The 14,765-nt window shown below is 53.5% G+C and carries 12 protein-coding genes and 1 tRNA gene; 10 read left to right on the forward strand and 3 right to left on the reverse strand.

The genetic code is table 11. The annotated features are described in order from the left end of the window. The first annotated feature begins 415 nt into the window (after positions 1–415). From HY913_06290 to HY913_06335, 10 genes are all read left to right on the forward strand, one after another. Positions 416–700, forward strand: a complete 285-nt coding sequence (locus HY913_06290; protein ID MBI4962866.1) for a hypothetical protein — start codon at positions 416–418, stop codon at positions 698–700. Beyond that, positions 697–1,023 (forward strand): hypothetical protein, encoded by a 327-nt coding sequence (locus tag HY913_06295; GenBank protein ID MBI4962867.1) that lies wholly within the window; start codon positions 697–699, stop codon positions 1,021–1,023. Before HY913_06290 ends, HY913_06295 begins: the two co-directional genes overlap by 4 nt. A gap of 195 nt (positions 1,024–1,218) precedes the next feature. Then, positions 1,219–1,306, forward strand: a tRNA-Leu gene (locus HY913_06300). A gap of 657 nt (positions 1,307–1,963) precedes the next feature. Then, positions 1,964–2,545 (forward strand): winged helix-turn-helix transcriptional regulator, encoded by a 582-nt coding sequence (locus HY913_06305; protein ID MBI4962868.1) that lies wholly within the window; start codon positions 1,964–1,966, stop codon positions 2,543–2,545. Between the two features lie 39 nt (positions 2,546–2,584). After that, a complete protein-coding gene (locus HY913_06310) occupies positions 2,585–3,400 on the forward strand; it encodes a 50S ribosomal protein L11 methyltransferase (GenBank protein ID MBI4962869.1) in 816 nt (271 codons plus the stop codon). A 126-nt stretch (positions 3,401–3,526) separates the two neighbouring features. Then, positions 3,527–4,786 (forward strand): isocitrate dehydrogenase (NADP(+)), encoded by a 1,260-nt coding sequence (icd, locus tag HY913_06315; protein MBI4962870.1) that lies wholly within the window; start codon positions 3,527–3,529, stop codon positions 4,784–4,786. Positions 4,787–4,947: 161 nt separating this feature from the next. Beyond that, positions 4,948–7,026 carry a HAMP domain-containing protein gene (locus tag HY913_06320; GenBank protein ID MBI4962871.1) on the forward strand — a complete coding sequence of 693 codons (2,079 nt, stop codon included), beginning with the start codon at positions 4,948–4,950 and terminating at the stop codon, positions 7,024–7,026. A gap of 357 nt (positions 7,027–7,383) precedes the next feature. Beyond that, positions 7,384–8,373 (forward strand): GHMP kinase, encoded by a 990-nt coding sequence (locus HY913_06325; GenBank protein ID MBI4962872.1) that lies wholly within the window; start codon positions 7,384–7,386, stop codon positions 8,371–8,373. A gap of 195 nt (positions 8,374–8,568) precedes the next feature. Further along, a complete protein-coding gene (locus tag HY913_06330) occupies positions 8,569–10,248 on the forward strand; it encodes a hypothetical protein (protein MBI4962873.1) in 1,680 nt (559 codons plus the stop codon). A gap of 16 nt (positions 10,249–10,264) precedes the next feature. After that, positions 10,265–10,885 (forward strand): class I SAM-dependent methyltransferase, encoded by a 621-nt coding sequence (locus tag HY913_06335; GenBank protein ID MBI4962874.1) that lies wholly within the window; start codon positions 10,265–10,267, stop codon positions 10,883–10,885. Here HY913_06335 and glgB read toward each other — a convergent pair. The 3 genes from glgB to HY913_06350 form a co-directional block, all read right to left on the reverse strand. Next, the gene (gene glgB / locus HY913_06340) at positions 10,865–13,075 is read right to left on the reverse strand and encodes a 1,4-alpha-glucan branching protein GlgB (protein ID MBI4962875.1); all 2,211 of its coding nucleotides are present in this window, start codon (positions 13,073–13,075) and stop codon (positions 10,865–10,867) included. The two genes, HY913_06335 and glgB, sit on opposite strands and share 21 nt — an antisense overlap. Positions 13,076–13,211: 136 nt before the next feature. Next, entirely contained in the window at positions 13,212–13,946 is a 735-nt protein-coding gene (locus HY913_06345; GenBank protein MBI4962876.1) for a hypothetical protein, read from the reverse strand. Further along, entirely contained in the window at positions 13,921–14,757 is an 837-nt protein-coding gene (locus HY913_06350) for a Nif3-like dinuclear metal center hexameric protein (GenBank protein MBI4962877.1), read from the reverse strand. The genes HY913_06345 and HY913_06350 overlap by 26 nt, the downstream gene beginning before the upstream one ends. Between the last annotated feature and the right edge of the window lie 8 nt (positions 14,758–14,765).

Consider the following 14,765-nt stretch of genomic DNA (forward strand, 5'->3'; position numbering starts at 1 on the left):
TTCATGTTGTGGAAAGTCGCTTGGTGTATGATAGCATTGCGTGTCGGCCTTGCAAAGGAGAACAATCGGCCCTGTGGATCGTTGGCGTGGCGACTTTGCCGCCTCTACCGATCCGGTCGCCGGCAGTACCGAAGATTTGAACGGAATCCCGGGACCGCTCGGTCATGCGGGGGAAGCGGAGCCGTCAACCGGCGGCGGGCAAGTTGCCGGCACTAACGTGGGCGGCACTTCCGAATTCCCCCGCGTAACTGGAGGCTTACAAACGCTTGCACAAATTCCTTGACAGACGCGCTGAGGAGATTTAGAAGCGACTTTACAGCAACGCAACACGGGATTGTCAGCCTTGATATTTCCGTCCTAACTTGGGAAGCCCTGAAATACCGTGTAGCAGCGCCATCCAAGGAGAATTATATCCATGGCATCCATAACTGATCTTTGCTGGACGAGCGCAGAAGAGCTTTTCAGAGATCTCGACCTTGACGTGCTTTACACCCGGCAAATCAGAGCCGTGGGTGCGGAGTACTGCACCAACTATCCTTACCTTCTTTTGGTTTACACCGGCAAGATAACCATAGGAATTAGCCTCGGCCCCAGCTTTGAGTCCTCTGACGGAGCACGCCGTTCCGCTGGCGACAAAGAGCGCCATGGTCACGACGGCCCTTATTCTCCGTGGCACCCGCGGAAGGAGCCGCCTGAGTGAAATTGTTCGACCTGGAGCGTCGCGCCCGTACTCAGGGGGGCGAATATGTTCTAGGGGAAAAAGATCTCCATTCCACTGCGTGCTACCTGGTTTTCGGTATCCTTCAAGGGGGTGAAGGAGATCGGCTCGTAAAGGCCGGCAAGGGGTACGAAGAGATCTTATGCGCAGTGGGGGGGCCTCTAGTGATGCACACCACCAGCGGAAAAATCACTCTGCCCCGCGGTCATGCAGTGCATGTCAAGGAAGACGACTCATTCGTTATCTCCAATCCATCCGGCGATCCCGTGATTTATGTGACGGCCGGCGGGGCCGTTGTCCAATGACATTTTACATATTAATGTTTAGGGACTTGTCCGTCCCGGCAAAAGTGGGGTGCCGGTTTGAGTATGCACGTTTGGGGCCTGTTGTTGTTTCTAATTCCGTTTGACCGCGTGGTGACCCCGAAAGACTGAACGTTTACTGCTTATAGATTGAAAGCCTCTCAGGAAATTGATATCTTGGTGATGACTCCGGTAGGCGCCTGAGTGGTGGAATAGGTAGACACAAGGGACTTAAAATCCCTTGGGGCTAGTCCCCGTGACGGTTCGAGTCCGTCCTCAGGCACCAGTTCATCCAACAGCTAAACCTTTGGTATGATTTTTCCGGGCAGTTGTTCCGCTTTGACCCGGGGTGATCTTGTGTTGCTCCGGATATTATTGTTCGAGTCTCGGTGTATCGTCATTGTAAGTTTCAGCTCGTTTCCTATTAGGGAGAAAATACTGTTTCGGTTTATTGCGGATGCGAGTCATGCCTCGCTCAAGCACCGTCACGCCAATCGCGAGCTGCCTTTTCGACAAAGTTGATCCAGGTCACACGCGTTGTCCCTGTGCAGGCTCGTTATGCGCCTATAAACCCACTGCTTCAGAGTGGTGGCCGGCCGCGACGACCGGATCGACCGATGCATCGCATTGAGGGTATTCAACAAGGCTCAAGCTTTTGGCACGGCTATAAAATAGAGTCTCAAATGTTTCCGCAGAATAGTCTACTTCATATTTTCAACATAGTGACATCATTCTATATTCTCACTGGGAATGGTGGCGGAGTCATCGGCGGCAATGCCTTTTGCCTTGAAAATACGGGGCAATTCCGTAAATTGTTTGTTTTTTAGTCCCGGCTAATGTTATTTGCTTTCTGAGAAAAGTTTGCTTAACATACAAGAGGAGGCGGGTGACTTTATTTGGCGTAACACTGAGAAGTAATTGACGGAATTGGAAGGAGCAGCTGATGAAAAAAGAAGCTCGTACGCAGGCCCAAAGAATGTTCCTCAAAGCCGGAGGAAAAATAACTAACCGAGAGATTGCAAAGGAAGTCAACGTCAACCCTCTCACCGTAGGTCGGTGGAAACGCGATGATGGCTGGGATTCGCAACTGAAGGGTACCCAGCAGCCTGAAGGCAAGGCGGCAGGAGGGGCCGTGCGAAAGAAAGCTGCTCGTGACAAGGCCCTGAAAATCTATCTCGACGCGGAAGGGAACCTAACTAACAAAGACCTCGCACGCCGTGTGGGAGTAAGCCCCGCCACGATCAGCAAATGGAAAGATCAGGATCGTTGGATGGATCAGCTCAAACCTGCCAAGCTGGAGGCTCCCGAAGGAGCAGCAGAAGAGTTGGAGCTTGACATGGGAGAACTGGCATCGCCTGAGCAGATCATTCAGATCAATCGTCGAATTGACGGTCTTCTGCAACGGGACTTTTTGACCTCCGGCGAGCTGGCGGATCTCGCGCAAGCCAAGAACGACTTGTTGGCCGCAGTTGAGACCTATCTGGCCATTGTGCGCGAGGTGGGTGAAATCAAAGGTGCGGACTGACAGGTCGGCTTTTGGCGGGAACCACGTGAGGCCTTGCCGATGATTTCCCCGGATGACATGCTGTTTATTTATGAGATTCGGGGGGAAGTGAAGGAAGACGTTTTTTCCGCACCTTCGTCTTACGTGGGCCGCTGGAACGAGGAAGAATTCTCTTATTTGTTCTTTACTGCTCCTGAAAACAATTATGTTAATTCGCTGATTTCCGCACAGGGCGGCATACTGAGTTCGCGCCATGAAATGAGATACCGCGACTGGCAGACTGGCGTTCCTCCAGCGGGACTGGCCGTCGGCAGCGTCGTTTTCGTTTCGGCCGATCATCCTGCACCGCCTTCCGGTTCATTGTTGTTGGACCCTTCGGTCGTCTTCGGTGACGGCAGCCATCCTACGACGGTTTCGTGCCTCCGCTTCATGGAGGAAATCATCCGGACGCGGTCGATAACCTCAATGCTGGACCTTGGGACGGGCAGTGGCATTCTTGCGTTGGCTGCCGCGGCCTTGGGCGTGGAGAGGATTACCGCGGTTGACAGAAACCACCTGGCAGCCCTCACCGCCAGAGAAAATGTGAGGTTGAACTCCCTTGCATCCAAGATAAATGTTGTGGAAAGTGAGTTAAGACTGTTCGTTGATGAGCCATTTGACCTCATTACCGCGAATTTGCCATTCAGTGTGTTGCGAGACTTGGTGCCTTTAAAAGGTGTCCCCCTGCATAAGACCTGGATCGTGTCCGGTATTGACGCCCCACAGAGCGAAGTGCTAATAGAGCTGTTTTCCGACCAGGGATTCGAATTGCTGGGCCAACATTCCGACCCGCCCTGGGTGACTTTTGTGACGGTAAATAAATGCCTCGGCTACTGAAGTAGCCGCCGGTTTATGGCAAGCAGGCTTTTCCTGTATCCTGTTTAAAATCACAATCTTTTCATGACAGCCATCTGGCGAGAGCGAACGCCAATTCATGAATAACCCTTTGCGGAGAGTGAAATTATGAAACAGCATTTTCAATCTCCTCCTTCGGGAGGGAAGTCCATCACATTGAAGCAGTCTGGTGAATTGACGGTTCCCGAGAATCCGATTGTTGGCTTCATTGAGGGCGACGGTGTGGGGCCCGATATCTGGGCCGCGGCAAAGCCGGTATTTGATGCGGCCGTAGCTAAGGCATCCGGAGGTACACGCAAAATACAATGGTGGGAGCTGCCCGCGGGGGAAAAATCCTTCCGCGCTTACGGTGAATATCTACCCGAGCATACCCTCGACGCTATCCAAAAAGCGGTAGTGGTCCTGAAAGGCCCTTTGACCACGCCGGTGGGCGGTGGATTCAGAAGCCTCAATGTCACGCTGAGGCAAAAACTGGACCTGTATGCATGTATTCGACCCGTGAGATATCTTCCCGGGACACCCTCCCCGGTTCTGCGGCCCCAAGACGTGGACATGGTGATTTTCCGGGAAAATACGGAAGATGTCTATGCGGGTATCGAATGGCCGTCAGGTAGTGCGGACGCGGCTAAGGTCATAGAATTCCTTCGCGACAAGATGGCCGTGCGGATTGACCCTGCTTCAGGCGTGGGCGTAAAGCCTATGAGCCCCCATGCAACGAGAAGGCTCGTGCGCCGAGCCCTCCAGTTCGCCCTGGAAAACGGCAAGAAGAGGGTTACCCTGGTTCACAAAGGGAACATCATGAAGTTTACCGAAGGGGCCTTTCGTGATTGGGGATATGAATTGGCCCAAGAGGAATTCGCGGATAAAGTGGTCTTGGAACGGGACCTTGCCGACATCCAGGGCGGAGCAATCCCTGAGGGGAAAATATTGCTGAACGATCGGATAGCGGACGCAATGTTTCAGCAGGTGCTGCTTCGTCCGAAGGAATATGAAGTCCTGGCCATGCCGAATCTCAACGGTGATTACCTTTCGGATGCTCTCGCAGCACAAGTGGGCGGGCTGGGCATGGCTCCCGGCGCGAACATAGGCGATAGTTGTGCGATTTTTGAAGCCACGCACGGCAGCGCTCCAAAATACGCAGGTCTTGACAAGGTCAATCCGGGCTCCCTGCTGCTGTCGGGTGCGATGATGCTCGATCACATGGGATGGGAAAAAGAGGCCGGTCTGATCGTTTCAGCAATGTCTGCCGCGATTCAGGCCGGCACAGTGACTTACGACCTCGCTCGATTGATGCCGGGCTCCAAGGAAGTGTCCTGCTCGGGATTCGGAAGGGCCGTGATAGAACGAATGGAGGACATTGCCGTCTAAGGTAGAATACGGGGTAAGCCTCAGTGGACGACAGACGGTTAAGTGCGAATGAAACAAGACAATACCTTTTGCTGCGTCTATAATTTATCCGGGAATCCCATTCGGCAACGGGGTCATCGTGTCCATCACGTGGAAACCCTGTGATGCGAGAACAGTAAACCATGAGGAAGCTCCGTAACAAGTTTCTCGTGTACATTCTGCTCCCTGTCATCGTCATAATTTCTCTGGCAGGTATCCTCTCTTTCGTGATTGCTCGCCAGATCGTATTGCAGCAAATGACGGAACTGGCTACGCTTGGCTTGCAGCAGGCCGCGGATGAGATCGATTCGGGTTTGTCAGTGGGAATCCAGACATTGAAAGTCTCTTCCATGGAGGCGGGCATGGTGGACTTCACCGATGCCCAATACAGGCATCTCTTTCTCCAAATTGCGAGCCAATTCCCTGTAGAATGTGCGTTCGTGGCCTTTCCGGACGGAAGATTCATTTCCGGCCTGGAACAGAGGGAGATACCTCAAGGATACGAACCTCGCCTCTTACCGTGGTATCAAGCCGCGCTCGATAGTGATGACACCGTTGTGAGCGCGTCTTATTTATCGCCTTTTTCATCTGAACTTGTGATGACGGTAGCGCAAAAGGTGGCTGACCCAAGCGGGGAAGTCAAGGGGGTCCTGGGGTTCAACGTGCCGCTGTCCACCATACGACAGAAGCTGCCAAGAATTAAAATCTTGGAAAAGCACAGAGGAACCGTCTTTTCCATATTTCGACGTGACGGCCGATATATTATTCACAGCAGCGAAGAAAAAATCGGCCACAAGCTGGGAGAATCGAGTGCCGATCTCCACGTCAGGATGCGGCAAGCCTTGGGCGCAGACCAGAATCGGTGGAGTTCGGTTGGAACCGTGGATGAGGCCTTCTGGTACGGCGGCTTCCAGAAAACCCGCCAGGGAGATCTATTCGTAGGTCTGGAGGTGCCTCTGGCCGAGGCCGTAGCGCCGATTTTGAAGTTGGCGTGGGCTTACCTGGGCCTGGGATTGGCGTCGATTCTCGTGCTCTCAGTGGTTTTGGTGAAGATGGCGCACAAGATCGCTCGGCCGATCAATATGCTTTCCGAGGCTGCTTCTCGACTGAGCCGAGGAAACTACGAACAGGTTCTGCCTGTGATCTCACGAGACGAACTGGGCCACCTTGTGGAGGCCTTCAACACTATGGCTGCCGGTCTCAGGCAGCGTGACTTTATCAGGGATACTTTCGGCAGGTACCTAACTCAGGATGTCGTTGACCAACTGTTGGAGGCGGAGGACGGGTTGAAGCTCGGCGGTGAAAACCGGGAGATTTCGATCCTTATTTCCGATGTGAGGGGCTTCACTGCCCTCACTGCCGAAATGCCGGCTGAGGCGGTCCTCCGTCTTTTGAACCGTTACCTGGGGAAAATGGTCGAAATTCTGTTGGATCATGGCGGCACTGTGGACGAGATCGAAGGAGACGGCATTCTGGCCTTTTTCGGCGCGCCCACACCCATGGAGGACCATCCCGCTCGTGCGATTGCTTGCGCGATCGAAATGCAGGCGGCGATGGACCACATAAATGCCATGAACCAGGCTGACGGGCTTCCACGGCTGGAAATGGGCATCGCAGTAAACACAGGGTCGGTAGTCGTTGGCAACATAGGCTCGGAAAGACGGACCAAATACGGAATTGTGGGCTCTGAAGTAAATTTTGCCGGCCGCATAGAATCCTACGCGGTTGGAGGGGAGGTGCTTGTCAGTAATTCCGCCTTTGACCGAGTCCGCGAGATTGCCCAATTGCGGGACGTGATCCGCGTCCGTATGAAAGGTATTCGTGAGTCGGTGAGTCTTTATAGCCTCCGCGCGATGGCCGGCCCTTATAATGTTCAGCTTCCCGACACCGTGGATGTTCCGGTGCGGGTTGAGGAGAAAATTCCGTTCAGGATGTGTCGTATTGATGAAAACATTGTCCGACCTGTGGAAGGGTTGGTCTGGATAACCCACTTGTCGGAGAACTCAGCGGTGATCCTGGCCCCTAAAGCGATCCTGGTCCGAGAAGAGATCAGAATGGAATTGATGGAAGATTCTCATGACGGCTCACCAAGCGAGTTGTTCGCGAAGGTCCTGACTGTCGCGGAGGCCTCAGAACAGCATGAGGCAACGGTGCGATTCACGTTTGTATCTCCAGGACTGCGCCGCTTGTTCAGATCCGCATTGCGTGCACCCACCCCGTAAAAAGTCTTGACTTCGGTCTTGCTCTTGGCCTATCCTCAACCTTCACCGCGACCGGAATATCTTAATAGTTTGTTGTTTGTTGTGTGAATGGAGGGTTGAGGGATACCCCGTCCCGGGAAACTTTTTTCCGGTGGGCGGCCTCCCGGGATGGGGCATACACTCTCAGCCAAGTTTGTAGGCAGAATGGACAAGCTGCCGGTTCCAAACGGCCTGGGTCCCGACTAAATTGGTTGCAGCGGACACCCCAAATCCCGAACCAAATCATCTTGTTCCCGCCCGACGAGGGAATTCATTCCGTGATGTGACGTTTCCCACCACTGTTTCCTCGATCACAAAATCCCGATGCTAAGGTGAGTTATGATAATTACCCGCACTCCTCTGCGTATAAGCTTTTGCGGCGGGGGCACCGATCTTCCCTCGTATTATTCGGTTGTGCAGGGCGCGGTGGTAAGTTCCACGGTCAACAAGTACGTGTACATCACCATCAACCGCCTGAGTCGGTACTTCGATCATCGCATCTTGCTGAAATACTCACAAACGGAACTGGTCAATTCCGTAGAAGAGATTCACCACCCGATTATACGAGAGGCGATGAAAATCACCGGTGTGGTGGACCGGGTGGAGATTACCTCCATGGCCGATATACCTGCGGGCACGGGACTCGGGTCCTCAAGCACCTATGCCGTAGGATTGCTCCACGCGCTCCACACCTTTAGAGGCGAATACGTCTCGGCAGGGCAGCTTGCCAGTGAGGCTTGCGAAATAGAGATCGGCAGGCTCGGTGACCCCATCGGAAAACAAGATCAGTACATCGCCGCTTATGGAGGGATCTGTCACATCCGTTTCAATCCTGACGAATCGGTCTTCGTGGATCCGGTCATATGCTCGCAAGCGACCAAGCAAGCGCTGGAACAGAATCTGCTGATGTTTTACACCGGAATTACCAGACGCGCCGGTGACATTCTTGAAGTCCAGAAGGCTTCGACCAATCAGAAGATGGAAGTCCTTACTCAAATGAAAGAGCTTTGTGGCCGACTTCTAGCGGTGCTCAGAGAAGGCCGATCGCTAAATCGATTTGGGGAAATCCTCCATGAGGCGTGGCAGCATAAACGCGGCCTGGTACACGGAATAACCAACGAAAAGATCAATGATTACTACGACGCTGCGATCAATGCCGGAGCAATAGGCGGCAAGTTACTAGGGGCCGGAGGCGGAGGTTTTCTTCTGTTCTACGTCGAGCCACAGAACCAGGACCGGGTGAGAGGCGCGCTGGCGGAACTTTCCGAGCTTCCATTCAGCTTTGAACCCCAAGGGAGCAAAGTCATATATGTCTCTGATGACGTTTGAGGCCTGAGATACCAACTCCCATGCGGAAATCGCCACAACGAATTATGAAAATTTTTCGCGGATTTGATGCCACGGACGTGTCCCGCGCATCGCGGGAAGTGGGATGTCCGCCGACTCCGGGCGTTGCCCATGACACTGGTTGGGCCGCGTTTTCGGAACCTTTTTGGGTCAATTCTGGCAGAGGTGCTTGGTTGGATGGCTAACTTCGAGTTGGCGGGCTGGAACATCCGAATAAGGGCCGCGTTCTGGGTCATGGGAATCCTATGCGGCACAATAATGGCCTATACCACCCGCTTCTTCATCAACGGCGACGCTATAGTCTACATTGAGATGGGAGAAGCCTTCAGAAGAGGTGACTGGTCCGGACTGGTGAATCTCACCTACAGTCCGGGGTACCCCGTCCTGCTGGGAATAGCACAAGCCCTCTTCGGCACCAATCCATTGAATGAACTCCCTCTGCTCAGAGTGGCAAACGTGTTTTGCTTTGTGGTGGCCATGGCCACGTGCGACCTGGTGATGTGGTTTGTCAGACGCGAGGTGAACCGTTTCCAATCAGCAGGAGAGACCCCCCTTCCTTTGCCGATCATAAGTATCCTGTGTTATTCCATGTTTCTGGTGTGCTCGCTGGTTTTTGTACGAATTCGGCTAATAAACCCGGACATGCTGATCTTCGCTACAGTTCTGGGCTGCATGGCGGCAATTCTATGGATCAGAGAAAACCCGGAGAGGTATTTCAGATACGGTGTGCTGGGCGCCATCGTTGGAATCGGGTATCTGATAAAGTCCTTCTTTTTTCCTTTCTCTCCAATTTTCTTTGCGCTGGCAGCGTTTTGTTCAGGTTCTCTCAAGAAGGCCATCCCCAGAATCCTTGTCGCGGTCTTCTGCATGCTGGTGATAAGCGCACCTCTGGTGAGCGCACTTTCCGAGAGGTTGGGAAGGTTGACTTACGGGGAGCTTGGGCGGCATATCTACGCAAAGTTTATTTCCGGCAAGGGCGAACCTATCCACCCGCAAATTCTGTCGGAAAAGCCCAAAACGGCCGGATATGTGTCGGAGTTTGCATGCACGAGGCCCGCAGGGTTCGACATATGTTATTGGCACGAAGGGCTGAAGCCGGATTTCAATCTAACGGCCCATCTGAGGAGAATTCCCGGCAATGTCTGGGACATCCTCGACCAAACCCCGTGGCTTTTGGTCATGCTCTTGTGGTTTGCACTGCAATGGTGGCAAGGGTCAATCCGGCCCGGGCCCATTCAGCCTCCATCCATGTTCCTTTTGTTCATGGTCACGGCCGTTTTCGGAATTGCGTTTTACAGCCTGGTCCAAATGGAACCGCGTTACATAGCGTCATATCTGTTCTTGGGATTTGTGGCTATGACTATTGTCCTGAGACGGCCGGCAAACGATGCCAAGGCCTTGAAGAGGGCAGCGATCGCAGCCGGATTGCTCTCAGGATTCTTCATGGCCGTGATTGTTCACTCCCTCGTGGACCAGAGCCTCCGAGGATTGCATTCAACGGGGAAGGCCTTATCGTATCGCGATTCGTACAATGAGCACCTGTCAGTTAAGGATTTCCTGGTACAAAAAGGCCTGAAAAGAGGAGATTACGCCGGTCTGGTGGGCGAACTGCCGGTCTACTGGGGCCGGATGAGCGGTTTGAAAATAGTCGGTGAAATAGAGGATGCAAACCAATTCTTTGAAAGCTCCAGGGATGAAAGGCAAGTCGCAATAGATGCGCTGAAAAGAACCGGCATCAAAGCGTTGGTAGCGAAAGGCAGTCGGTTCTCTGCCATCCAGGCCGAAGGTTGGACTCGAGCGCCACATACCAAGGATTATTACGTGCTTTTTCTTACGCGGCCCGTTCCGGGGACATGATCGGCAGGAGGCGGAGTTGATTTTTCGAGACCCCAGGGATTTGCTGGCAAGTGCGACAGTTTACACGCTGTTTCAGCGGTTGGTGCGGGGCAAGGGTGAATCTCTTTACGTGAGCAAACACATCCGCCCTGAACCGGGAGCCAGAATCCTGGACATTGGCTGCGGCACAGGGGATATCCTTCGGCACATGCCGCCGGTGGAATACGTCGGCTTTGACATGGACGAGAAGCTCCTCCAGGCCGCCAAAAAGAATTACGGCCACAGAGGCCGGTTCTTCTTACGAAAGTTGGGGAAGGATGTTGTCGCCGAGTTCCCGGGTTTTGACATAGTAGTGGCTACAGGGGTTCTCCATCATCTTGACGATCGCGAGGCCGGCGAACTCTTTGAACTCGCTGCCAGACTCCTGAAGCCCGGCAAAAGGTTGGTCACTCTCGACGGCTGCTTTGTGCCGGATCAGTCCACCCTGGCGCGGTTTATTCTTTCCAGAGATCGCGGCCGATATGTGCGCGAACCGCAAGAGTATGTCCGTCTTGCATCTCAAGCCTTCGACAAGGTAACCCACACGATTTACAACGACCTTCTTCGGATACCTTCCACTATAATTGTCATGGAATGCTCAAGCCTTCCGCAAGATTAGGCACGCCAACGGCGGCAGAGTCAAGCTTAAATATTGCTGATAACCGTGCTGCCCTCCAGGGATTGTGGAGACCAGCCCCGCGTTACCCACATCGCTCCCGCCGTAGAACCTGGAGTCCGAATTGACGATCTCCTGATATTCGCCTGCGTCGGGAACACCCACGGAATAACGTTCTCTAACCACAGGCGTAAAATTCATTATGCAAACGAGAAAACCATCCGGTCCGCGACGAATGTAAGACAGGACACTGTTCGAGTAATCGTGGCAGTCGATCCAGGAAAAGCCTCTCGGTTCATGGTCCCAGGCCCACAAAGCGCTGTCCGACAGATAGAGCCGACCCAGATCGGAAAAGAACCGGGAGACTTGTTGGTGAACGTCGTATTGGAGCAGGTCGATTTCCAACCTGGACTCATGATGCCATTCGTTCCACGTTGCCAACTCCGACCCGGCCATCAGAAGTTTTTTTCCCGGATGCGTGTACATGTATCCGAACAGAAGGCGCAGACTGGCAAATTTCTGCCAATCGTCGCCAGGCATTTTCCTTAGCAGTGAGCCCTTGCCGTAGACCACTTCATCGTGGGAAAGGGGGAGAATAAAATTCTCGCTGTACGCATACATCATGGAAAAAGTCAGATCATTCTGATGAAAGCCTCTGTGCACCGGATCTTTGGAGAAATACAGCAGGGTGTCGTGCATCCACCCCATGTCCCACTTGAAGCCAAATCCCAGCCCGCCCAGATGAGTCGGTGTCGTGACGCCTGTCCATGCTGTGGATTCTTCTGCCACGGTGAAACAACCCGGACAGCGTGCATAGACTATTGCATTGAATTCCTTTACAAACTCTATGGCTTCCAGATTTTCGTTCCCGCCGTATTTGTTAGCGAGCCACTCCCCTTCTTCCCGGCTGTAATCCAGGTAGAGCAGCGAAGCGACTGCATCGACCCTCAAGCCGTCCAGGTGGTACTTGTCCAGCCAAAACAGAGCGTTGCTCACCAGGAAGTTCCGGACCTCGTTCCTGCCGTAGTTGAAGATAAGCGTACCCCAGTCTTTGTGTTCTCCCTGGCGAGGATCAGCATGCTCGTACAGTGCCGTGCCGTCAAAGAGCCGCAGACTGAAATCATCCTTCGGGAAATGAGCCGGCACCCAATCGAGGATGACACCGATGCCGTGTTGGTGGAGAGTGTCCACAAAAAACTGGAAATCGTCAGGCGTACCAAAACGGCTGGTAGGAGCGAAGTACCCCGTCACCTGATATCCCCAGGACGCGTCGAAGGGATGCTCCATGATCGGCATAAGTTCTATATGAGTAAATCCGTATTTCTTCGCATGCTCCGCCAACGTAAGTGCCACTTCCCTGTACGTTGCCCAGCGATTCTCCTGATCAGGGAACCGGAGCCATGATCCAAGGTGGACTTCATAAATGCTCATCGGGCTTGCATAGACATTGCCGGTCCTACGATTCTCCATCCAGCCCTCATCTTGCCATTCATGTCCGTCCGGGTCCCACACACGCGAGGCAGTCCCCGGCCTTAGTTCCATTGCGAACGCGAAAGGATCCGTCTTGATGCGGAGTTCACCTCTGGCTGTCTTGATCTCATATTTGTACAGCTCACCCGCCTTCACACCGGGGATGAACAGCTCCCACACTCCGCTGCTACCCATGCTCCTCATTGGATAGAGTCGGCCGTCCCAATTGTTGAATTCCCCAACTACGCTGACCCGTCTGGCATTGGGGGCCCAGACCGCGAACGAGGTCCCCTCTGACCCGTCCATCTCTCGAGGGTGCGCGCCCATCTTTTCGTAAAGGTTGTAGTGCTTTCCCTCCCCCACGAAATGGAGGTCCAATTCCCCGAGGGTCGGCGGAAACCGGTACGGAGGATCGGACTGCCATTCGGAACCGTCGGCGAATTTGAACGAAACCAGATACCTGAGGGGCAAGCGCCGGCCCGGAAGAAAACACCAGAACAGCCCTTCACTCGCGGCGGCTTTGTCCATGACAACTCTCTCGCCGTCGATCATCAGTTCCGCTTGGACTGCATCGGGATGAAACGCCCGGACGAGTACCCCGTCTTGGTCACCGATTCGCGCGGGGTGGCCGCCAAGCACGCTGTGAGGGTCCGAGTGTTCCACCCGCACGATCCGTTTAATATCCTTGAGACTTGTTCCTGAAAGAAATTCTTTGGGATACATTTTTTATTCTTCCCCCGTACATAGGACACCAAATGGGGTTCTGACCACGAGCCTTGCCTGCGGCTCTGTTTTCAGGGCACTCGACCAGACCGCAACAATAACCGGGCGGTTCAGCGCTTTGAGCAACTCCGGAACATCATGAATCAATCTTGTTGAATTCGGGAATATTCTCCGGCTTCACATAAAGTATCCTGTGGCAATTAGGGCACGTTATCATTTCTTCCTGTTTCAAAACCCGAATGTTCAACTGGGGTGGAATGGCCATATGGCACCCCGTACATGTCCCGCTCTGCATTTCCGCCACGGCCTTACCGCGAGCTTTCTTGAGCGTTCGGTACTTCTTCAAGAAATCATTTTCCACTTGGGCGACGACTTTGTCCCTTTCGGCTTTTAAGTCAGCAAGTGCTGCCTGGGCCTTCGCGGTAATTCGTTCCGCTTCGGACTTCTTCGCAAGCAGAGCGGCTTCGCACTCCGCGTATTCTTTCTCTTTTCTGTCCAAAGTTCTCTTAAGGGATTCCAGTTGACCCATGAAGTCAAGTATGGCTTCTTCGATTTCCGTGGCCACTTTCTTGCCCAATTTGACTTCTCTGTTGAGCGCGTTGTATTCTTTTTGATTCTTGATGCCGAGAAGTCGGCGTTCGGAGCGCTTGATCTTCTCCTGTTCCAGCACCAACTCCTGTTCCCTTTTTCTTAGCTCTTTCTCCACCGAGGATGATTTGTCGCTTGCCTCCGATATGTCTCTTCGGAGTACAACAAGGTTTTTGGCCGTTTCCTGGATCTCGAGAGGCAATCGGGTGATGTCGCTCTCGTGACCGTCTATTTGGTTGTCGATTTCCTGAAGTTCTTCAAGAAGCCGTATTTGCTCTTTCAACTGAAATGTCCTCCTCGAGGTCGTATATGTGTAGAAAGGGTTCCTTCTCCGAATCACAAGCCAGGCATTTCACGTTCAAACCCATGCTCATAAAATGCGTCTGAAAGCTCTCAACCATAAGCGTTATTGCCATCTTTTCCAGACCGTAATGGCCCGCGTCGATTACCGGCATCCCTAATTCCATCGCCTCGCGAGCCGCGTGATACTTCACGTCGCCGGTGACCATAACGTCAGCCCCGTATTCCAGCGCTTCCCTCAGGTAGCCCATTCCGCTTCCTGTGGCCGAAAAGACAAGCTCAACCTGGCAATCCGATTCCGTAATAATTCGCACGTGCGGAATCATCAGCCTTTCTGCCACTTGGCCGGCCAGTTCACAAACTCGGAGAGCCTCAGGAAGCCGCCCGAGTCGGGCACAGCGCGCAGGGAACGGTGTGCGGACCTCTTGAAGGTCCATAGCCCGAGCGACATAATCGTTCAGGCCGCCAGGCGCCGCGTCAAGGTTTGTGTGGAGGCTCAGAATGTCTACGCCCAATCTGGCAGCGGCAAGAAATGTTCTTCCGGAAAGGTTATCGGGTTTGATGCTTCTGATGGGCTCCAAAAGAACGGGGTGGTGGGTTACTAGAAGCTGGCACGAGTTTCTCGCCGCGAATTCCACCGTCTGGGGTGTGGGATCCAGGCTGAAAGCTATCGAATCAATAACTCGGTCAGGGGTGCCTATCTGAATGCCGACATTGTCCCAGGGTTCCGCCTCCTGAAAAGGAAACAGCCGATCAGCGATTCCCACAATTTGGGATAATGTCGGTACGCTCAAAGCCGCTG

Origin of the sequence: Desulfomonile tiedjei, assembly GCA_016212925.1 — a bacterium.
Lineage (GTDB): Bacteria > Desulfobacterota > Desulfomonilia > Desulfomonilales > Desulfomonilaceae > JACRDF01.

What these genes read in the sequence shown, in the direction of transcription:
- HY913_06290 (MBI4962866.1), top strand. Translation starts at nt 416, where the DNA reads ATGGCATCCATAACTGATCTTTGCTGGACGAGCGCAGAAGAGCTTTTC.
- HY913_06305 (MBI4962868.1), top strand. Translation starts at nt 1,964, where the DNA reads ATGAAAAAAGAAGCTCGTACGCAGGCCCAAAGAATGTTCCTCAAAGCC.
- HY913_06310 (MBI4962869.1), top strand. Translation starts at nt 2,585, where the DNA reads ATGATTTCCCCGGATGACATGCTGTTTATTTATGAGATTCGGGGGGAA.
- icd (MBI4962870.1), top strand. Translation starts at nt 3,527, where the DNA reads ATGAAACAGCATTTTCAATCTCCTCCTTCGGGAGGGAAGTCCATCACA.
- HY913_06320 (MBI4962871.1), top strand. Translation starts at nt 4,948, where the DNA reads ATGAGGAAGCTCCGTAACAAGTTTCTCGTGTACATTCTGCTCCCTGTC.
- HY913_06325 (MBI4962872.1), top strand. Translation starts at nt 7,384, where the DNA reads ATGATAATTACCCGCACTCCTCTGCGTATAAGCTTTTGCGGCGGGGGC.
- HY913_06330 (MBI4962873.1), top strand. Translation starts at nt 8,569, where the DNA reads ATGGCTAACTTCGAGTTGGCGGGCTGGAACATCCGAATAAGGGCCGCG.
- glgB (MBI4962875.1), bottom strand. Translation starts at nt 13,075, where the DNA reads ATGTATCCCAAAGAATTTCTTTCAGGAACAAGTCTCAAGGATATTAAA.